Below are 19,815 nucleotides of genomic sequence, written 5' to 3'. Positions count from 1 at the left end.
TGTGGATAACTGTGTGGGTAACACTTTGAAAAGCTGTCCATGAAATGAACGCTATCAACCCCATAGACACCCTAGACGACCTTGCCAGGTGCCGAAATCGCCGATTCCCTTTATTATGTGTGCTCAGTTTTCAACCGAACGCACAGTGACTGCCTGACCTTATGGCCATCTTGAACATTCTCGAATTCCCAGACCCGCGCCTGCGCACCATCGCCAAACCGGTGACGGAGTTCAACGACGCCCTGCGCCAGCTGATCGACGACATGTTTGAAACCATGTACGAAGCGCCCGGCATCGGCCTGGCCGCGACCCAGGTCAACGTGCACCTGCAGGTCGTGGTCATGGACCTGAGCGAAGACCGCAGCGAGCCGCGCGTCTTCATCAACCCGACCGTCGAAGAGCTGACCCACGACATGGGCCAGTACCAGGAAGGCTGCCTGTCGGTCCCCGGCTTCTACGAAAACGTCGACCGCCCGCTTCGGGTACGGGTCAAGGCCCAGGACCGCGACGGCAAGCCTTACGAGCTGGAATGCGAAGGCCTGCTGGCGGTGTGCGTGCAGCACGAGTTCGATCACCTCAACGGCAAGCTGTTCGTCGACTACCTGTCGCAGCTCAAGCGCGACCGGATCAAGAAGAAGCTGGAAAAGCAGCACCGCCAGCAAGCCTGATCCCCACCTTCCAGAAGGCTTGCTCCGGCAAGCCTTTTTCTTTTTTGAAGCGAGAACTCCATGCGCATCGTCTTTGCAGGCACTCCAGAGTTTGCCGCCGAACACCTCAAGGCCCTGCTCGACAGCCCTTACCAGATCGTGGCCGTCTACACCCAGCCCGACCGCCCGGCCGGCCGTGGCCAGAAGCTCATGCCGAGCGCGGTCAAAGCGCTGGCCGTGGCCCATGACATCCCGGTGTTACAGCCGCCAACCCTGCGCAATGCTGATGCCCAGGCCGAACTCGCCGCGCTCAAGCCGGACCTGATGGTGGTGGTCGCCTACGGCCTGATCCTGCCGCAAGCCGTGCTGGACATCCCGCGGCTGGGCTGCATCAACAGCCACGCCTCCCTGCTGCCGCGCTGGCGCGGCGCTGCGCCGATCCAGCGCGCTGTGGAAGCCGGCGACGCCGATAGCGGCGTGACCGTGATGCGCATGGAGGCGGGGCTGGACACCGGCCCGATGCTGCTCAAGGTGGTCACCCCGATCAGCGCCGAAGACACCGGTGGCAGCCTGCACGACCGCCTCGCTGAAATGGGCCCGCCAGCGGTGGTACAAGCCATCGCCGGCCTGGCCGACGGTTCGCTGCAAGGTGAAGTGCAGGACGATGCCCTGGCGACTTATGCACACAAGTTGAACAAAGACGAAGCGCGCATCGACTGGGGCCGCCCGGCCGTCGAGCTGGAGCGCCTGATCCGTGCATTCAACCCGTGGCCGGTGTGCCACAGCACGCTGGACGGCGAAAGCGTCAAGGTGCTGGCCGCCACGTTGTCCACAGGTCAGGGCGCCCCAGGCGAGATCCTCTCCGCCAGCAAGGACGGCCTCGTCGTCGCCTGCGGTGATCAGGCCCTGAGCCTGACGCGTCTGCAGCTGCCGGGTGGTAAGGCCCTCAACTTCGCAGACCTGTTCAACAGCCGCCGCGAGAAGTTCGCCAGCGGCAAGGTGCTCGGCCAATGAACCCACGCCTCGCCGCCGCCCGCGCCTTGGCCGCTGTCCTCAGCGGCAAGGCGTCGCTGAACAGCTCGCTGCCGGCACAACTGGACAAGGTCGACGAACGCGACCGTGGCCTGACCCAGGACCTGGCATTCGGTACTGCCCGCTGGCAGCCGCGTCTGGAATTGCTGGCCGCGCAATTGCTGCAGAAGCCTTTCAAAGCCGCCGATGCCGATGTGCAGGCGCTGCTGCTGGTCGGCCTGTACCAGTTGTTCTACACGCGGATCCCGGCCCACGCCGCCATCGGCGAGACCGTTGGCTGCGCCGACAAGCTGAAAAAGCCTTGGGCCAAGGGCCTGCTCAATGCCGTGCTGCGCCGCGCCCAGCGTGAGGGCAAGGAATTGCTCGCTGGCATGGAACGCGACCCGGTGGCCCGCACCGCGCACCCGCGCTGGCTGCAAAAAGCACTCAAAGCCTTCTGGCCCGAGCAGTGGGAAGCCATCTGCGCCGCTAACAATGCGCACCCGCCGATGATTCTGCGGGTCAACCGCCGTCACCAGAGCCGCGATGCGTATCTGGCTCTGTTGAGCGAAGCGGGTGTCGGCGCCAGCGCCTGCCAATACAGCCACGACGGCATCGTGCTGGACGAGGCCTGCGACGTGCGCAGCCTGCCGGGCTTCGCCGAAGGCTGGGTGAGCGTGCAGGACGAAGCCGCGCAGCTGTCGGCCGACCTGCTCGAACTGGCCCCCGGCCAGCGCGTGCTCGACGCTTGCTGCGCTCCAGGCGGCAAGACCTGCCACCTGCTCGAAGCCGAAGCTGGCCTGGCGCACCTGGTCGCCATCGACCTGGAAGCCAAGCGCCTGACCCGCGTTCGCGAAAACCTCGACCGCCTGCAACTGGACGCCGAGCTGATCGCCTGCGACGCCCGCGACACCGCCAGCTGGTGGGACGGCAAACCATTCCAGCGCATTCTGCTCGACGCCCCGTGCTCGGCCACCGGCGTGATCCGCCGCCACCCGGACATCAAGCTGACCCGCCAGGCCGACGACATTCCAGCCCTGGCCGCGCTACAAGGCGAATTGCTCGATGCCCTGTGGCCGACCCTGGAAGTGGGCGGCATGCTGCTGTATGCCACCTGCTCCAGCCTGCCGACCGAGAACACCGAAGTGATCGAAGCCTTCCTCGCCCGCACCCCGGGTGCCCGTGAGCTGGACCTGGCGACCGAAGCCGGCGTGCGCCAACCCCATGGCCGCCAGTTGCTGGCCCAGGAAGGCGGCCACGACGGGTTCTACTATGCCAAGCTGATCAAGATCGCCGCCTCGCGCGGATAAGTAAAAAGGTTAGGGAGTAGCGGATGAAGATCATCATCCTCGGCGCAGGGCAGGTGGGCGGTACGCTGGCGGAACACCTGGCGAGCGAAGCCAACGACATTACCGTGGTAGACACCGACGGCGACCGCCTGCGCGACCTCGGCGACCGCCTGGACATCCGCACCGTGCAGGGCCGCGGCTCGCTGCCGACGGTGCTGCGCCAGGCCGGCGCCGACGACGCCGACATGCTGGTGGCGGTGACCAACAGCGACGAAACCAACATGGTCGCCTGCCAGGTCGCCTACACGCTGTTCCACACCCCGACCAAGATCGCTCGGGTACGTGAGTCGGCGTACCTCACCCGCGAGGAGCTGTTCGACAACGACCATATTCCAGTGGACGTGCTGATCAGCCCCGAGCAGGTGGTGACCAACTACATCAAGCGCCTGATCGAACACCCAGGCTCGCTGCAGGTGATCGACTTCGCCGAAGGCAAGGCGCAGCTGGTGGCGGTCAAGGCGTACTACGGCGGCCCGCTGGTGGGCCAGCAACTGCGCCAGATCCGTGCCCACATGCCCAACGTCGACACCCGCGTGGCGGCGATCTTCCGTCGCGACCGGCCGATCACCCCCCGCGGTGACACGGTGATCGAGGCCGACGATGAAGTGTTCTTCATCGCCGCCAAGAAAGACATCCGCGCGGTGATGGGCGAGCTGCGGCGCATCGACGAGACCAACAAGCGCGTGGTCATCGCCGGTGGCGGGCAGATCGGCGAGCGCCTGGCCGAGGCCATCGAAAGCCGTTACCAGGTGAAGATCATCGAGATGAGCCCGGCCCGCTGCCGGCACCTCTCCGACACCCTGGAAAGCACGGTGGTGCTGCAGGGCAGCGCGTCGGACAAGGACCTGATGCTTGAAGAGAACATCGCCGACGCCGATATCTTCCTGGCCCTGACCAACGATGACGAAGCCAATATCATGTCCTCGCTGCTGGCCAAGCGCCTGGGCGCGCGCAAGGTGATGACCATCATCAACAACCCGGCCTACGTCGACCTGGTGCAGGGCGGCGAGATCGACATCGCCATCAGCCCGCAGCTGGCCACCATCGGCACGCTGCTGGCACACGTGCGCCGTGGCGATATCGTCAGCGTGCACTCCCTGCGCCGTGGCGCGGCCGAGGCCATCGAGGCGGTGGCGCACGGCGATGCGAAGTCGAGCAAGGTGGTCGGCAAGGCCATCGAAAACATCGCCCTGCCACCGGGCACCACCATCGGCGCGATCATCCGCGACGAAGAGGTGCTGATCGCCCATGACGACACGGTGATCGAGTCGGGTGACCATGTGATCCTGTTCGTTGTGGATAAAAAGCATATTCGGGACGTGGAGAAACTGTTCCATGTTGGCTTGAGTTTCTTCTAGGAGAAGAGGGCATGCGCGAATCGCTGGAGAAGATGCTGGCCAAGGGTGTGGATAACCCGCTGCTGAGGTTCGGCCTGGGCAAAGCCTGGCTGGATGAGGGCAATGGCGCTGAGGCGGCGGTGCACCTGGCGCGGTGCGTGGAGCAGGATCCGAAGTACTCCGCAGCCTGGAAACTACTGGGCAAGGCGTATCAGCTGCAGGGTGACCTGGCAGCGGCGCGCAAGGCCTGGGAGGACGGGATCGTCGCGGCGCAGGCACATGGCGACAAGCAGGCCGAGAAAGAGATGACCGTGTTCCTGAAGAAGCTCAACAAAACCTCAAGCTGACACGGTCCCCGTAGGAGCGGCTTCAGCCGCGAACACCGGCGAAGCCGGTGCCATCCACCGCATCGCCAGCTTCGCGGCTAAAGCCGCTCCCACAAGGGGATTTGTGGAGATCAATACCAGCGCGGCTCGCCAGCCGGGCGCTTCTTGAAGCGCTTCATGCTCCACATGTACTGGCTCGGATACTCGCGTACATAACGCTCGACCACCTTGCTCATGGCCGCCGCCGATTCAGTCACATCGGTGCTGTACATCGCCTCGGGCGCCGCTTCCAGAATCACTCTGAAGCCCGAACCATCCGGCAACCGCAGCGCATGCAGGAACACCCCCACCGCCTTGCCGCCGGCCAGCATGTTCGGCACAAACTTGCTGGTCAGCGCCTGGGTGCCAAGGAACGGCACGAACACCCCCGCCGATTCAGCCGGCTCCGGGTCGGCCGGAATACCCACCTGGCCACCGCGACGCACTTCCTTGATCACGCTGAGAATGCCTTCCTTGGTAGAAGGCGCCACGCGGTTGCCCATCTGCACCCGCTGCTCGCGCAGCAGGTCATCCACCGCCTTCAGTTTCGGCGGGCGGTAGAAAATGATCGGTTTGCACTGGTTGCAGTAGAAGTGGTTGAGCACTTCCCAGTTGCCCAGGTGGCTGGTGATGCCGACCACACCCTTGCCCGAGGCCAGGGCCTGCTCCAGCACTTCAAGGCCGTGCACTTCCTTGACCAGGTCTAGCGAGCGCTGTGGCGGCCAGATCCAGGCACAGGCGCTTTCGACGAAAGACTTGCCGATGTCCCGAAGGGCTTGGCCAACCAGTTGCTCGCGGACAACCGGGTCCATCTCCGGGAAGCACTTGGCCAGGTTGATCCGCACGACGTTGCGCGAACCGTTGGGGATTTTCCACATCAGCCAGCCGATCCCGGCGCCGACGCGCTGCACCGCGCCCCAGGGCAGCTTGGCAAACAGACGCAGCACCCCGACCATCAGGGCGCCCTTGAACTTTTCCACAGGCGAATTCCTTATTTCAGCAAGGCGCGCATTGTAACCCCTCAGCGCAGCAAGGCGGCGTAGCGATCGCAATCGGTGGTGTGGTCCATGACCATGCCGGTGGCCTGCATGAAGGCGTAGCAGATGGTCGGGCCGACGAAGGTGAAGCCGGCTTTCTGCAACGCCTTGCTCATGGCCTTGGCCTCGTCGGTGACCGCCGGCACATCACCACGGGCCTTGAAGTGGTTGATCTTCGGCTCGCCGCCGACGAACGACCAGAGCCACTCGGCCGGGTCATCCATAGCCAGCCAGGCCTTGGCGTTGCGCCGCACGGCATTGAGCTTGAGGCGGTTGCGGATGATGCCGGCATCGAGCATCAATTCTTCGATGCGCTCGTCGCTCATCTGCGCCAGTTTGACCGGGTCAAAGCCCTCCAGCACCTCGCGATAACGCTCGCGTTTACGCAAAACGGTGATCCATGACAGCCCGGCCTGGAACCCTTCGAGCAAAAGCATCTCGAACAGCAACGCCGGATCGCGCTGCGGTGTTCCCCATTCCTGGTCATGGTAGGCCTGGTACAACGGATCGTCGGTACACCAAAAGCAGCGTGGCATAAGGCTCCAATGAGTAGAGGGCGAGGCGAATCAGGTTATACTCCCGCTCTTTACATCCGCATCCCCAGATACAGGTGAATTTCGTGAGCCAGCCTACGCCAGCCGTGCGTACCTTCCAAGACCTGATCCTCGCCCTGCAGAACTACTGGGCAGCTCAAGGTTGTGTGGTGCTTCAGCCCTACGATATGGAAGTAGGCGCCGGCACTTTCCATACCGCCACGTTCCTGCGCGCCGTCGGCCCAGAGACCTGGAACGCCGCCTACGTGCAGCCCAGCCGTCGCCCTGCCGACGGGCGGTATGGCGAAAACCCCAACCGCCTGCAGCACTACTACCAGTTCCAGGTGGTGCTCAAGCCCAACCCTGCCAACTTCCAGGAGCTGTACCTCGGCTCGCTGAAAGCCATCGGCCTGGATCCGCTGGTCCACGACATCCGCTTCGTCGAAGACAACTGGGAGTCGCCGACCCTGGGCGCCTGGGGCCTGGGCTGGGAAATCTGGCTCAACGGCATGGAAGTCACCCAGTTCACCTACTTCCAGCAAGTGGGCGGCATCGAGTGCTACCCGGTGACCGGTGAAATCACCTACGGCCTGGAGCGCCTGGCCATGTACATCCAGGGTGTCGACTCGGTGTACGACCTGATCTGGGCCGACGGCCCGTTCGGCAAGGTCACCTACGGCGACGTGTTCCACCAGAACGAAGTGGAGCAGTCGACCTACAACTTCGAGCATGCCAACGTCGAAAAACTGTTCGAGCTGTTCGACTTCTACGAAAGCGAAGCCAACCGCCTGATCAAGCTGGAGCTGCCGCTGCCGACCTACGAAATGGTGCTGAAGGCCTCGCACACCTTCAACCTGCTCGATGCTCGCCGCGCCATCTCGGTGACCGAGCGCCAGCGTTACATCCTGCGCGTGCGTACCCTGGCCCGGGACGTGGCGCAAAGCTATCTGCAAGCCCGCGCACGCCTGGGCTTCCCGATGGCCACCCCTGAACTGCGTGACGAAGTGTTGGCGAAGCTGGAGGCTGCACAATGAGTGCTCAAGATTTCCTGGTAGAACTGGGCACCGAAGAGCTGCCACCCAAGGCCCTGTCGGCCCTCGGCGACGCCTTCCTGGCCGGCATCGAGAAAGGCCTGCAGGCCGCTGGCCTGAACTACACCGGCAAGCAGGTGTACGCAGCACCCCGCCGCCTGGCCGTGCTGATCCGCCAGCTGGACGTGCAGCAGCCTGACCGCAGCATCAACATCGACGGCCCGCCCCTGCAGGCGGCCTTCAAAGACGGCGAGCCGACCCAGGCAGCCTTGGGCTTCGCCAAGAAGTGCGGCGTGGAGCTGTCGGAAATCGACCAGAGCGGCGCCAAGTTGCGCTTCTCCCAGCACATTCCGGGCAAGGCCACCGCCAGCCTGCTGCCGACCATCGTCGAAGATTCGCTCAACGACCTGCCGATCCCCAAGCGCATGCGCTGGGCGGCCAGCCGTGAAGAGTTCGTGCGCCCGACCCAGTGGCTGGTGATGCTGCTGGGCGATCAGGTCGTCGATTGCACCATCCTGTCCCAGCAGGCCGGCCGTGAATCGCGCGGTCACCGCTTCCACCACCCGGAAAACGTGGTGATCACCACCCCGGCCAACTACGTCGAAGACCTGCGCAAAGCCTACGTGCTGGCCGACTTCGCCGAGCGCCGCGAGCTGATCGCCAAGCGCACCGCGGAACTGGCCATGCAGCAGGAAGGCAGCGCCATTGTGCCACCGGCGCTGCTGGATGAAGTGACTGCGCTGGTCGAGTGGCCAGTGCCGCTGGTGTGCTCGTTCGAGGAGCGTTTCCTCGACGTGCCGCAGGAAGCCCTGATCACCACCATGCAGGACAACCAGAAGTACTTCTGCCTGCTGGACAGCGAAGGCAAGCTGCTGCCGCGTTTCATCACCGTGGCCAACGTCGAAAGCCGTGACCCGCAGCAGATCGTCCAGGGTAACGAGAAGGTCGTGCGCCCGCGCCTGACCGACGCCGAGTTCTTCTTCAAGCAGGACAAGAAGCAGCCGCTGGAAACCTTCAACGAACGCCTCAAGAATGTGGTGTTCCAGGCTCAGCTGGGCACTGTCTACGACAAGGCCGAGCGCGTTTCCAAGCTGGCCGCGTTCATCGCCCCGCTGATCGGCGGCGACGCCCAGCGCGCTGCTCGTGCCGGCCTGCTGTCGAAATGCGACCTGGCCACCGAGATGGTCGGCGAGTTCCCCGAGATGCAGGGCGTTGCCGGTTACTACTACGCGCTCAACGATGGCGAGCCGCAAGACGTCGCCCTGGCCCTGAACGAGCAGTACATGCCGCGCGGTGCTGGCGCCGAGCTGCCGCAGACCCTCACCGGTGCGGCCGTGGCCATCGCCGACAAGCTCGACACCCTGGTCGGCATCTTCGGCATCGGCATGCTGCCCACCGGCAGCAAAGACCCGTATGCCCTGCGCCGTGCCGCCCTGGGCGTGCTGCGCATCCTGATCGAGAAGCAGCTGGACCTGGACCTGACCGGTGCGGTCGAGTTCGCGGTCAAGCAGTTCGGCGCCAAGGTCAAGGCCGCAGGCCTGGCCGAGCAGGTGCTGGAATTCGTCTTCGATCGCCTGCGTGCACGCTACGAAGACGAAGGTATCGACGTCGCCACCTACCTGTCGGTACGTGCCCTGAAGCCGGGTTCCGCCCTGGACTTCGACCAGCGCGTGCAGGCCGTGCAGGCCTTCCGCAAGCTGCCGGAAGCCGAAGCCCTGGCCGCGGTGAACAAGCGCGTGTCGAACCTGCTGAGCAAGGCCGAAGGCGCCATTGCCGAGCAGGTCGAGCCGAAGTACTTCGACAATGCCAACGAGTTCTCCCTGTACTCGGCCATCCAGCAGGCCGATCAGGCCGTGCAACCGATGGCTGCCGCGCGTCAGTACAGCGAATCGCTGGCCCGCCTGGCGGCCCTGCGTGACCCGGTCGACGCCTTCTTCGAGGCGGTGATGGTCAACGCCGAAGACGCCAAGGTGCGTGCCAACCGTTATGCCCTGCTCAGCCGCCTGCGCGGTCTGTTCCTGGGCGTGGCCGACATTTCGCTGCTGGGGTAAGCCTTGAAACTGCTGATTCTCGATCGTGACGGGGTGATCAACCAAGACTCCGACGCCTACATCAAGTCGCTGGAGGAGTGGATCCCGATCCCCGGCTCGATCGAGGCCATCGCGCAGTTGAGCAAGGCGGGCTGGACGGTGGCCGTGGCCACCAACCAGTCCGGTATTGCCCGTGGCTACTATTCGCTGGCAACCCTCGACGCCATGCATGCGCGCCTGCGCACGCTGGTGGCCGAGCAGGGCGGCGAAGTCGGCCATATCGTGTATTGCCCGCACGGGCCGGACGAGGGTTGCGAATGCCGCAAGCCCAAGCCCGGGATGCTGCGGGCAATCGCCGACCATTACCAGGCCGACCTGCGCGGCGTATGGTTCGTCGGCGACAGCAAAGGTGACCTGGAGGCCGCCCTGGCCGTCGGTGCACAGCCTGTGTTGGTGAAAACCGGCAAGGGTGAGCGAACCCTGGAAAAGGGCGTCGCGGAAACTACACTGATTTTCGACGATCTGGCAGCTATCGCCAGAGAACTAATTTAAACGATGCGCCTACGGGCGCATTTTTCTCAGGCGGGCACGCCCCGCAACGGTACATGCCACTATGTCGATCCTGCAGGCGATCAGAATCTTTCTTTTTTACCTGCTGCTGGGCACCAGTTCGCTGCTGTGGTGCTCGCTGAGCTTTTTTGTCGCGCCGTTCTTGTCGTTCCCCAAGCGTTACAAGTTCATCAACGTGTACTGGTGCCGTTGTGCGTTGTTTTTGAGCCGCACAATCCTTGGCATCGATTACAAGATCACTGGCGCCGAGCATGTGCCGAGTGAGCCCTGTGTGATCCTGTCCAACCACCAGAGCACCTGGGAGACGTTCTTCCTGTCCCAGTACTTCTCGCCCCTGAGCCAGGTGCTCAAGCGCGAGCTGCTGTACGTGCCGTTTTTCGGTTGGGCCATGGCCATGCTGCGGCCGATCGCGATCAACCGCGACAACCCCAAGGAAGCCCTGCGCCAGGTGGCCAGCAAGGGTGATGAACTGCTCAAGCAGAAGATCTGGGTGTTGATCTTCCCGGAAGGCACCCGGGTGCCTTTCGGTACCGTGGGCAAGTTCTCCCGCGGCGGCACCGCCCTGGCGGTGAATGCCGGGTTGCCAGTGCTGCCGATCGCGCACAATGCCGGCAAGTTCTGGCCGAAGGCGGGATGGGGCAAACGCGCGGGCACCATCGAGGTGGTGATCGGTGAGCCGATGTACGCCAACGGCACCGGCCCACGCGCCATTGCCGAGCTCAATGACCGCGCTGCGGCCTGGAACGAGGCTACCCAGCGGGCAATGGGTTCGCTGCCACCGGTAGACGAAAAACCTGAGGAAAAGATTGCCTGACGATCTGTGGATAACTTGTTAGCAATTTTTCCGCCAACTGCCATTGATGATCGCTAAGTGTATGAATTAGCTATTTATTTCAGCACATGACATTTTTCTGAAAAACGTGCATAAGTTTTTTCAGGGCATAAGAAAACCGGCTTTTACAGCCGGTTTTTTTATGGCTTCAGTCAAACCTTGTCGATGTCCACATCCTTGGTTTCTTTCAGGCAGAAGATCCCCACCACCAGGCTGATGCCGGTCACCAGCACCGGGTACCACAAGCCGTAGAAGATGTCCCCGGTGTACACCACCAGCGCGAACGACACCGTGGGCAGGAAGCCCCCGAACCAGCCGTTACCAATGTGGTAGGGCAGGGACATCGAGGTGTAGCGGATGCGGGTCGGGAACAGCTCGACCATCACCGCCGCCAGCGGCCCGTAGGTCATGGTCGCGATCAGGATCATCACCACGATGAGCACCACCACCATCACCTGGTTGACCTGCGCCGGGTCTGCCTTGGCCGGGTAGCCGGCCTGCTCGATTGCCGAGCGCATGGCCGCTTCGTCGAAGCCATTGATGCTCTTGTCACCGATGTTCACCACCACCTGGCTGCCGGCCACATTCACCGAGCTGTAGGGCAGGCCCTGCTTGACCAGGAAGGTCTTGACCTTGTCGCACGGGCTGTCGAAACGCGCCTTGCCGACCGGGTCGAACTGGAAGGTGCAGCCTTGCGGGTCAGCGGTGACCACAATCGGCGCCTGGCGGCTGGCCGCGTCGATCTGCGGGTTGGCGTAGTGGCTCAGTGCCTTGAACAGCGGGAAGTACAGCACCGTGGCCAGCAGCAGGCCAAGCATCAGGATAGGCTTGCGACCGATGCGGTCGGACAGCCAGCCGAAGAACACGAAGAACGGTGCACCGATCACCACGCTGATGATCAGTAGCGTGTTGGCCTGGGCCGGGTCCATCTTGAGCATCTGCGTCATGAAGAACAGCACATAGAACTGCGCGGTGTAGAAGGTCACGGCCTGGCCCGCGTTGATACTGAACAGCGCGGTGAGCACCACCTTGAGATTCGGCCAGGAGGTGAACGACTCACGGATCGGCGACTTGCTGACCTTGCCCTGGGCCTTCATTTTCACGAAGGCCGGCGACTCGTGCATGCTCATGCGGATCCAGGTGGAAATCGCCAGCAACACGATTGACAGCAGGAATGGCAGGCGCCAGCCCCACGTCTCGAACTGGTCGCCACTGATGTAGCGGCTGCCGAGCACCACCAGCAAGGACAACAGCAAGCCAAGGGTGGCGGTGGACTGGATGAAACCGGTGTGGAAGCCACGCTTGCCGTGTGGCGCGTGCTCGGCCACATAAGTGGCTGCGCCGCCGTATTCACCGCCCAGTGCCAGGCCCTGGAGCATGCGCAGTATCACCAGGATGATCGGTGCGGCGATGCCGATGCTGGCGTAGGTGGGCAACAGGCCAACGGCGAAGGTCGACAGGCCCATCAGCACGATGGTCACCAGGAAGGTGTACTTGCGCCCGATCATGTCTCCCAGGCGGCCGAACACCAGCGCACCGAAGGGCCGTACCAGGAAGCCGGCGGCAAAGGCCATCAAGGCGAAGATGAAGGCGGTGGTGTCGTTTACACCGGCAAAGAACTGCTTGCTGATGACCGCTGCCAACGCGCCATAGAGAAAAAAGTCATACCACTCGAAAACCGTCCCGAGGGATGACGCGAAAATGATCTTTCGTTCTTCGCGACGGCTGGGGCTGGCCGCCGTCGCACCCTGCTCTTGGATGTAATCCGACATCGTTGCTGTCCTCGGCCCACAGGCCACAGTGATTATTCTTTTTGTTCCACTGTCGGCAGCGTCTGACCGCGCGCTGCCGGTACTGCACGCACCCGGTCAGGGCGTCGGTAGCGCGTCTTCGTTCAGGTAGGTCTGGGTTGCGGCTCCTTTGAGGATCAGTTGTGCCGCCTTTTCGGCGATCATCAGTGTGGGTGAACAGGTATTGCCGGAGGTGATCTGCGGCATGATTGAGGCATCTGCCACGCGCAGGCCAGGGATGCCGTGCACGCGCAGCTGGTTATCCACAACGTCCAGCGGGCCGCTGCCCATGCGACAGGTGCCCACTGGGTGGAAAATGGTGGTGCCGATCTTGCCGGCGGCGTCGAACAGGTCTTGCTCGGTTTGCAGGGCAGGGCCGGGCAGGTATTCCTGTGGATCGAAAGCGGCGAGGGCAGGGGCCTGGACGATGCGCCGGGTGATACGGATAGCATCGGCGGCAACGCGCAGGTCCTGCGGGTCGCTGAGGTAGTTGGGGTCGATCAGCGGCGCGCTGTTCATATCGGCGCTGCGTATATCGATACGGCCGCGGCTCAGCGGGCGCAGGTTGCACACCGACGCAGTGAACGCAGGGAACTGATGCAGCGGCTCGCCGAAGCGCTCCAGCGACAGCGGTTGCACATGGTATTGCAGGTTGGCAGTGGCCTGCTCGGGACTGGAGCGTACAAATGCTCCCAGTTGGCTCGGCGCCATTGCCAGCGGGCCGCTGCGATCGTAGAGGTAACGCAGGCCCATGCCCATCTTGCCCCACAGGCTGTTGGCCATCTGGTTGAGGGTGCGGGTATTGCGAATCTGATAGATCAGGCGCAATTGCAGGTGGTCTTGCAGGTTGCCGCCGACACCGGGCATATCGTGGCGTACACCAATGCCCAGGGATTCCAGCAGCGGGCGCGGGCCGATGCCGGAGCGCTGAAGGATGCCGGGTGAGCCCACGGCGCCAGCGCAAAGGATGATCTCGCGGCGCGCGGCAAACTCATGCCATGCGCCTTGCCAGAGCCCTTTCACCGCGCGGGCGCGGGTGTTGTTCAGCAACACCTGGTCGACTTGTACGCCGGTCAGCACGGTGAGGTTGGGGCGCTTGTCCACAGGCCGCAGGAAAGCCTTGGAGGCGTTCCAGCGAACGCCGCTGCGCTGGTTTACCTGAAAGTATCCACAGCCCTGATTGTCGCCGGTGTTGAAGTCGTCGACCTTGGCGATGCCACTCTGCTCGGCGGCATCGCGGAAGGCATCGAGGATCGGCCAGCTATAACGCTGGCGCTCGACCCGCCATTCGCCAGCGCCGCCGTGGTGCTCACTGTCGCCGGCAAAGTGATTTTCGCTGGTCTTGAACAGGGGCAGCACGTCCTTCCAGGCCCAGCCGTCGTTGCCTTGCGCGGCCCAGGCGTCGTAGTCGGCCGCCTGGCCTCGCATGTAGATCATGCCGTTGATCGATGAACAGCCACCCAGCACCTTGCCCCGTGGATAACCCAGAATACGACCGCCAAGGCCGGCTTGCGCTTCGGTCTTTAAGCACCAGTCAGTGCGGGGGTTGCCGATGCAGTAGAGGTAACCGACAGGGATGTGAATCCAGGGATAGTTGTCGCGGCCACCTGCTTCGAGCAGCAAGACGCGGCAGGAAGGATCGGCGGACAAACGATTGGCCAACAGGCACCCAGCAGGTCCGGCGCCTACGACCACGTAATCAAAGACAGAATCGGCTGATGGCATGTGCAACCTCGCGCCTGATTTTTATTCTTGTTCCGATCCATCTTAGTGCGTAATTTCGCGGTGGGAACACGAGTTTTCGCGCAGCCGCTGTGCGTTTTAGCACAGCGACAAACAGGGAATGGATGCATGTTCGACTGGAATGATCTGCGGTTTTTCCTCGAGTTGCAGCGCAGCGGCCGTCTGCTCAGTGCCGCCAAGCGCCTCAACACCACCCACAGCACCGTCGCCCGGCATATCGAGAGCATCGAGAAAAGCCTGGGCACGCCGTTGTTCGTGCAACACGCCCAAGGTTATGAACTGACGCCCTCCGGCCAGGCGCTGCTCAAGCACGCCGAAGCCATGGAGAACGTCGCGTTGCTGGCGCAGGAAGAAATCACCCAGGCCATCACTCCCCTGGGCAAGATCCGCCTGGGCGTCACTGAAGGCATCGGCATCATGTTCTTCACGCCGCGCATGAACGCGTTGTTCGAGCGTTATCCGGGGCTGGAAGTGGAACTGGTGGCGGTGCCGCGCTTCGTCAGCATCCTCAACCGCGAAGCGGAGATCAGCATTCACCTGGAGCGGCCCAACGCCGACCTGCTGATCACCCGTAAGCTCACCGACTATCGCCTGGCGCTGTATGCCAGCCAGGCGTACTTGGACCGCGCACCGCCGCTGCGCAACCGCGAAGACCTGGCGCGCCACAGCTGGATCGGTTACGTCGATGACTTGCTGTTCAGCCAGGAGCTGCTGTTTCTCAACAGCTTCTGCCGAACGCCCAACGTGGCCTTTCGCAGCACCAGCGTGATCGCCCAGCAGACCGCGGCCCGCGCTGGCCTGGGCATTGCCGTGCTGCCCAACTACATGGCCCGCCACGACCCGACGCTGGTTCGCGTGTTGCCCAATGAAACCATCCAGCGCAGCTACTGGATCTGCACCCGCCGTGAGCTGCACAAGTCGGTGCGCCTGCGGGTAGTCTGGGACTACCTGCTGGCGCTGTGCGCTGCCGAACAGGATGAATTGTTAGCCGAGTAGCGCCTTGCCGGCCAACATCAACGCCGCGCTGCAGCCGACCACCGCGAACAGCTGCTGCAGGCGAGGGCCAGCCAACTTGCTCGCCAGTGGTCGCGCCAGCAACAGGCCTAGCACCGCGCCCACGGCAAAGGGTGCGCCGACCCGCCAGTGCATCACACCGGCCAGGCTGGCGCTGACCACACTGCCGGTGGACACCAGGGCGATCACCGCCAGTGAGGTCGATACGATGCTTTTCATCCGCAAGTTGGTGTAGCGGTTCAAGGCAGGAATGATCACGAAGCCACCGCCCACGCCCAGCAAACCAGACAACAACCCCGACACAGCGCCGGTCATGGCCAGGGCTCGTGCGCAAGGCAAGGTCCAGCGCAAACGGCCCTGCAACGGGTTGAGCACGCAGGGTTCGATGAAGCGGTGGGCGTCGTTGTTTTCTCCGCGCAACTCCCTCGTCGCTTTGCGCCAGATACGCACACAGGCATACACCAGCACTCCAGCGAACACCAACGCCAAGGGTGTGTTGGGCAAGCGATGTGCGAGCATCAGGCCGAACGTCGCAGCGGCAATGCCGATCAGGGCGATGAACAGGGCAGCGCGATAGCGCACCAAGCCTTGGCGCAAACCGAGTATCGCCCCCACAGCTGCAGCGAGACCCACAGCGAGCAGGCCGATCGGTGCCGCTTCGACCATCGACAGGCCAAGGCCGAAGACCAGCAGCGGCACAGCGAGGATGCCGCCACCCGCACCGGTCAGCGCCAGCACCGCGCCAATGATTGCGCCCAACCCGGCACCCAGCAATTGCTGTTCGATCACTGCACGCCCTCGACCCGCGGCTGCGGACGTGCCAGCCATTCACGACCTTTAAGCATGCCCTGCCAGTACAGCGGTGGCAGCACCCGCGCCTTCAGCAGCCATGCCAGTCGTGTTGGCTGGCGGCCATCGAGCAGCCAGCGCGGGAAGCTCGGCGCTACCTTGCCCCCATAGGTGAACTCGGCGAGAACGATCTTGCCACGCTCGACCGTAAGCGGGCAGGAGCCGTAACCGTCGTACTGAGCGAGGGTCGACAACCTGCCCAATGCCACCAGCACATTGTTGGCGACCACCGGTGCCTGCTTGCGCGCAGCAGCGGCAGTCTTGGCATTGCTGGTGCTGGCCACGTCGCCGAGGGCGTGAATGTTGGCGAACTGGCGATGACGCAGCGTGTGCGGGTCGACATCGACCCAACCAGCAGCATCGGACAGCGGGCTTTGGCGGATGAAGTCCGGAGCCACTTGCGGGGGTACGACGTGGAGCATGTCGAAAACTTCGCTGCGGGTTTCGCTAGTGCCATCGGGCAGGGTACGTGCGAACGTCGCGCGCCTGTTCGGGCCATCCACCGCCACCAGGCGTTGGCTGTAGTTGAGGTCCACCCCATATTTGTCGATGTAGGCCATCAACGCGGGCACATAGTCCGGTACCCCGAACAGCACGGCGCCGGCATTGAAGAAGCTGGCTTTCACGTCGCCTAAGCGCCCCTTGCGCAACCAATGGTCGCAGGACAGATACAACGCCTTCTGCGGTGCCCCGGCACATTTGATTGGCATGGGCGGCTGGGTGAACAGGGCGCGACCTTGCTTGAGGTTCTGCACCAGCTCCCAGGTGTAGGGCGCCAGGTCATAGCGGTAGTTGGAGGTCACGCCATTGCGCCCGAGGGTTTCGCTGAGGCCGTCGATGGCAGCCCAATCCAGCTTGAGACCGGGACAGACCACCAACTGCTCATAACTGATGGAGCGGCCATCATCCAGGATGACCAACTGGCCCGACGGGTCGAAACTCTGTACCCGCGCTTTGATCCAGCGCACGCCCGCGGGAATGGTGGACGCCAGGGTGCGAGCAGTGCTGGGCGCCTTGAACACGCCAGCACCGACCATGGTCCAGCCGGGTTGGTAGTAATGCACATCGGCGGGGTCGATCAGCGCAATATCCAGTGAAGGGTCACGCTTGATAAGGCTGGAGGCCGTGGCGATCCCGGCGGCGCCGGCACCGACGATGACCACCTTGTGATGGTCGGAATTGGCAGGGGACAACGAGGCAGGCATGGCAGTCAATCCTGGAAATCTAGTTATGTGGGGCAGGGCGGTCAGAGCTTGTTCAACGGGATCTTCAGGTAACTCACGCCGTTTGCTTCGGGCTCCGGGAAGTGGCCGCTGCGCATGTTGACCTGTACCGAGGGCAAGATCAGCACGGGCATGTCGAGCGTCTTGTCGCGAGCCTCGCGCATGGCCACGAAGCTGTCCTCGTCGATGCCTTGATGGATGTGGATGTTGCTGGCGCGCTGCTCGGCCACGGTGGTGACGTATTGCATGTCGCGCCCGCCGGGGAGGTAGTCGTGGCACATGAACAGCAAGGTCTGGTCAGGGAAGGCCAGCAAGCGGCGGATCGATTGGTACAAGGTGCGCGCGTCGGCTCCGGGGAAGTCGCAGCGCGCAGTGCCGTAGTCAGGCATGAACAGGGTGTCACCAACGAACAGCGCCTGTTCACCTGCATCGGATACCAGGTAACTCATGCAGGCCGGGGTGTGCCCCGGCGTGTGCAAGGCTCGGGCATGCAGATTACCGATCGAGAAGCCTTCCTCGTCCATCAGCAAAACATCGAACTGGCTGCCATCGCGGGCAAAGCCTGGTTCGGCATTGAACAATGCACCAAAGGTCTTCTGCACCTTGGTGATATCGGAGCCGATGGCGGTATGCCCGCCGAGTTTTTCCTTGAGGTAGGCCGCTGCCGAAAGGTGGTCAGCGTGCACATGGGTTTCCAGCACCCATTGCACCTTCGCACCCAGGGCCTGAACCCGTTCGATCAACCGGTCCGCTGAAGCGGTTTTGGTGCAGCCCGATTTTGGATCGTAGTCCAGCACGCTGTCGATCAACGCGCAGTGAAGAGTCTCACGGTCCAGCACCAGGTAGCTGATGGTCGAGGTTGCTTCGTCGAAGAAGGCTTCCACCTGAAGGTTGTTGCCGATGATCATCACGTTCTCCAAATAATCCACCGCGCCTTGTACAGGCGTAGGCAGTAACAGGTGGTTTATCAAGATGCATGCCAGCCAATTTCCCTGACCAAGGCCCGCAAAAGCAGTGGGTAGTGGCGCCTGCCTGGCACGCTGACAGCTGTGCTGGCAGTCGACTGTCAGCCAATGGCAGTGTTTGGCAGTCCTTGTTACCCTGCGCCGGGTTAACTCACCGGTGCCGTCATGCCTGAATCCCGTCCCCTCATCCTAGCTCTGGTTTCCTACCTCGAACACGATCCGCTGCCTAGCATCGTGCTGGACACCGACTACAACATCCTCGCCGCCAATGCTGCTTATCGCCGGCAGTTCGGCCGCGACGATCAGGCGCCGCTGGGTGAGAAATGCCACCGGGTTTCCCATCACTACGCCGTGCCTTGCGATCAGGCCGGCGAGCATTGCCCCCTGCGTAAGGCCTGGGACAGCAAGTTGCCGGAACGCGTGCTGCACATTCATCACACACCACGCGGGCCTGAGCATGTGGATGTGGAACTGCGGCCAATCCTCGATGAACAGGGCAGGGTGATAGCCTTTGTCGAACGCCTGACCACCATCACCCTGGCGTCGGCGCAGCCTGCACAACAGGGCCTGGTCGGCCGCGCGCCAGCGTTCAAGACGGCGCTGGCCAGCCTGCAGCGTGCGGCACCCGCGCAGATTCCGGTGCTGCTGCAGGGCGAATCCGGTACCGGGAAAGAGCTGTTCGCTCGGGCGCTCCACATGGGTAGCCCACGCGCCAACGGCCCTTTGGTGGTGGTCGACTGCACCGGCCTGACCGAGTCGCTGTTCGAGAGTGAGTTGTTTGGCTACGAGAAGGGTGCGTTCACGGGTGCCAACCAACGCAAGACCGGCCTGGCCGAAGCCGCGCATGGCGGCACGTTGTTCCTCGACGAAATCGGCGAAGTGCCGTTGGCCATGCAGGTCAAATTGCTGCGCCTTATCGAATCCGGCAGTTTCCGCCCGGTCGGCAGCACGCGCACCGTGCATGCGGATTTCCGCCTGGTGTGCGCAACCCACAAACCGCTCAAGCAGATGGTGGCGGACGGGACATTCCGTGAAGACCTGTACTACCGCATCAGCGGTTTTCCGATTCGGCTACCGGCATTGCGTGAGCGGGTGGAAGATTTGCCGTTGCTTGCACAGAGCCTGTTTCAACGTATGACCGGCAAGCCGACCGCTAGCCTGACCGATGCCGCGCTGCAGCAACTGGCGCTGCACCCGTTTCCGGGCAATATCCGCGAGCTGCGTAACATCCTGGAAAGGGCGCGGCTGTTTACTGATGACGGGCTGATCCGGCCAGAGCATCTGCCAGAGGATATTGGCCCGCAACCAGTCGGTTTGGCCAAGCCACGCGACTTGAGTGATCTGGCACAGGCGCTGGCGCAATTCCAAGGACCACGCAGTGAATTGGCGCGCCATTTGGGCATGAGTGAGCGCACACTGTATCGGCGCCTGAAAGCCTTGGGGCTGAATGCGACTTGAGACTAAAAAGCCCGCTTGCGCGGGCTTTTTA

At 63.0% G+C, this 19,815-nt stretch carries 18 protein-coding genes; 11 read left to right on the top strand and 7 right to left on the bottom strand.

Annotated elements, in window-relative coordinates:
- Positions 1-161 precede the first annotated feature (161 nt).
- Genes def through ACIQUF_RS14045 form a run of 5 tightly spaced genes read left to right on the top strand, consistent with a single transcriptional unit; the run spans position 162 to position 4,691 of the window.
- On the top strand, positions 162-668 hold the full coding sequence (gene def, locus ACIQUF_RS14065) for a peptide deformylase (RefSeq protein WP_400802735.1): 507 nt from the start codon (positions 162-164) through the stop codon (positions 666-668).
- Between the two features lie 60 nt (positions 669-728).
- On the top strand, positions 729-1,661 hold the full coding sequence (fmt, locus tag ACIQUF_RS14060) for a methionyl-tRNA formyltransferase (RefSeq protein WP_403132322.1): 933 nt from the start codon (positions 729-731) through the stop codon (positions 1,659-1,661).
- Positions 1,658-2,968 (top strand): 16S rRNA (cytosine(967)-C(5))-methyltransferase RsmB, encoded by a 1,311-nt coding sequence (gene rsmB / locus ACIQUF_RS14055; RefSeq protein ID WP_403132319.1) that lies wholly within the window; start codon positions 1,658-1,660, stop codon positions 2,966-2,968. Before fmt ends, rsmB begins: the two co-directional genes overlap by 4 nt.
- Positions 2,969-2,991: 23 nt before the next feature.
- A complete protein-coding gene (gene trkA / locus ACIQUF_RS14050) occupies positions 2,992-4,365 on the top strand; it encodes a Trk system potassium transporter TrkA (RefSeq protein ID WP_403132317.1) in 1,374 nt (457 codons plus the stop codon).
- Between the two features lie 11 nt (positions 4,366-4,376).
- A complete protein-coding gene (locus ACIQUF_RS14045) occupies positions 4,377-4,691 on the top strand; it encodes a tetratricopeptide repeat protein (protein ID WP_306580554.1) in 315 nt (104 codons plus the stop codon).
- A gap of 110 nt (positions 4,692-4,801) precedes the next feature.
- Here ACIQUF_RS14045 and ACIQUF_RS14040 read toward each other — a convergent pair whose 3' ends face one another.
- On the bottom strand, positions 4,802-5,689 hold the full coding sequence (locus ACIQUF_RS14040) for a lysophospholipid acyltransferase (protein WP_403132314.1): 888 nt from the start codon (positions 5,687-5,689) through the stop codon (positions 4,802-4,804).
- Positions 5,690-5,730: 41 nt separating this feature from the next.
- Positions 5,731-6,282, bottom strand: a complete 552-nt coding sequence (locus ACIQUF_RS14035) for a DNA-3-methyladenine glycosylase I (RefSeq protein WP_403132312.1) — start codon at positions 6,280-6,282, stop codon at positions 5,731-5,733.
- Between the two features lie 83 nt (positions 6,283-6,365).
- On the opposite strand from ACIQUF_RS14035, the gene glyQ reads away from it, so the two are divergent.
- From glyQ to ACIQUF_RS14015, 4 genes are all read left to right on the top strand, one after another.
- A complete protein-coding gene (glyQ, locus tag ACIQUF_RS14030) occupies positions 6,366-7,313 on the top strand; it encodes a glycine--tRNA ligase subunit alpha (RefSeq protein WP_403132308.1) in 948 nt (315 codons plus the stop codon).
- Entirely contained in the window at positions 7,310-9,361 is a 2,052-nt protein-coding gene (glyS, locus tag ACIQUF_RS14025) for a glycine--tRNA ligase subunit beta (protein ID WP_403132306.1), read from the top strand. Before glyQ ends, glyS begins: the two co-directional genes overlap by 4 nt.
- Before the next feature lie 3 nt (positions 9,362-9,364).
- A complete protein-coding gene (gene gmhB / locus ACIQUF_RS14020; RefSeq protein WP_403132303.1) occupies positions 9,365-9,892 on the top strand; it encodes a D-glycero-beta-D-manno-heptose 1,7-bisphosphate 7-phosphatase in 528 nt (175 codons plus the stop codon).
- Between the two features lie 61 nt (positions 9,893-9,953).
- Positions 9,954-10,724 (top strand): lysophospholipid acyltransferase family protein, encoded by a 771-nt coding sequence (locus tag ACIQUF_RS14015; RefSeq protein WP_403132301.1) that lies wholly within the window; start codon positions 9,954-9,956, stop codon positions 10,722-10,724.
- 170 nt (positions 10,725-10,894) lie between these two features.
- Here ACIQUF_RS14015 and ACIQUF_RS14010 read toward each other — a convergent pair whose 3' ends face one another.
- Complete coding sequence (locus ACIQUF_RS14010; RefSeq protein WP_403132299.1) at positions 10,895-12,514, bottom strand: MFS transporter; 1,620 nt, start codon at positions 12,512-12,514, stop codon at positions 10,895-10,897.
- A gap of 96 nt (positions 12,515-12,610) precedes the next feature.
- Positions 12,611-14,257, bottom strand: coding sequence for a GMC family oxidoreductase (locus tag ACIQUF_RS14005; protein WP_403132297.1), 1,647 nt, complete (start codon positions 14,255-14,257; stop codon positions 12,611-12,613).
- Between the two features lie 126 nt (positions 14,258-14,383).
- Between ACIQUF_RS14005 and ACIQUF_RS14000 the strand changes: the two genes are divergently transcribed.
- The gene (locus ACIQUF_RS14000; RefSeq protein WP_403132294.1) at positions 14,384-15,271 is read left to right on the top strand and encodes a LysR family transcriptional regulator; all 888 of its coding nucleotides are present in this window, start codon (positions 14,384-14,386) and stop codon (positions 15,269-15,271) included.
- Here the strand turns inward: ACIQUF_RS14000 and ACIQUF_RS13995 are convergent.
- Genes ACIQUF_RS13995 through ACIQUF_RS13985 form a run of 3 tightly spaced genes read right to left on the bottom strand, consistent with a single transcriptional unit; the run spans position 15,260 to position 18,269 of the window.
- Positions 15,260-16,078 carry a sulfite exporter TauE/SafE family protein gene (locus tag ACIQUF_RS13995; protein WP_403132293.1) on the bottom strand — a complete coding sequence of 273 codons (819 nt, stop codon included), beginning with the start codon at positions 16,076-16,078 and terminating at the stop codon, positions 15,260-15,262. The genes ACIQUF_RS14000 and ACIQUF_RS13995 overlap by 12 nt on opposite strands.
- Positions 16,075-17,343: an FAD/NAD(P)-binding oxidoreductase gene (locus ACIQUF_RS13990; protein WP_403132291.1), complete on the bottom strand. Its 1,269-nt coding sequence runs from the start codon at positions 17,341-17,343 to the stop codon at positions 16,075-16,077. Before ACIQUF_RS13990 ends, ACIQUF_RS13995 begins: the two co-directional genes overlap by 4 nt.
- 41 nt (positions 17,344-17,384) lie before the next feature.
- Complete coding sequence (locus ACIQUF_RS13985; RefSeq protein WP_403132288.1) at positions 17,385-18,269, bottom strand: MBL fold metallo-hydrolase; 885 nt, start codon at positions 18,267-18,269, stop codon at positions 17,385-17,387.
- 222 nt (positions 18,270-18,491) lie between these two features.
- Between ACIQUF_RS13985 and ACIQUF_RS13980 the strand changes: the two genes are divergently transcribed.
- The gene (locus ACIQUF_RS13980; RefSeq protein ID WP_403132287.1) at positions 18,492-19,784 is read left to right on the top strand and encodes a sigma-54 interaction domain-containing protein; all 1,293 of its coding nucleotides are present in this window, start codon (positions 18,492-18,494) and stop codon (positions 19,782-19,784) included.
- Positions 19,785-19,815: the final 31 nt, after the last annotated feature.

The sequence above is a fragment of the Pseudomonas sp. NPDC090233 genome (genome assembly GCF_044772285.1).
Lineage (GTDB): Bacteria > Pseudomonadota > Gammaproteobacteria > Pseudomonadales > Pseudomonadaceae > Aquipseudomonas.
Note: the sequence above shows the minus strand (reverse complement) of the source record. Positions and strands in the feature narration are given on the sequence as shown.